Source organism: Arthrobacter sp. cf158, from assembly GCF_900106835.1.
Classification (GTDB): Bacteria; Actinomycetota; Actinomycetes; order Actinomycetales; family Micrococcaceae; genus Arthrobacter.
The window spans coordinates 36,396-37,036 of record NZ_FNNR01000001.1; positions in this window are offsets into that span (position 1 = coordinate 36,396).

A 641-nucleotide genomic window follows, 5' to 3' on the forward strand; every position below is an offset into this window, starting at 1 on the left:
GGTTTTTGGGTGATCCTCTCTCACCGTTCGTCGGTTTTTGGCCGATCCTCTCTCACCTCGGGTAGTCGCCTGTTATTGACGGCGTGGATATTTTGGGGCTTTCGGGCGGAACTCAAAGGGGCTAGATCCCAGGGGGTACCTCATTGTGGTCATCGCGCAGACGGTGGTGCTGCCCATCGTCGCTGCTGTGCTTGAGCTGACCGTCATCGGCGGCGACCCCGTGCTGGTGTTCGGCAAGTGGTGGGTGTTTTGGGGTGTCGGCTCACGATTACTGGTCGCGTGCGTAGCCCAACTGGCCGGCAAAGGGGCTCACCGCAGCGATCGTAGGTGCGGCCATCCCGACCGCCCAGGAAACGCAACTCACACGCGAACTCGGCATGGCCAACGTCAGCATGGGACTCGCGGGTCTTCTCGCGCTGGTGCCTGGTTGGGCGCTTCCCGCGGGATTTAGCGGGCGGGGTGTTCCTCTTCATCGCGGGAATCATGCACGTGCCGAAAAGGAACAAGGCCAAGGAAGCACTGGCAACCGGACGCCCCTTGTTGTGGGAGCCGCGGTCGTCTCACTCGCCGCTTACGTCTTATTCCGCGCCGCCGCCGGATGGGTGCGGTGGGTGAGAGAGGGTTGGCCGGATGGGTGCGGT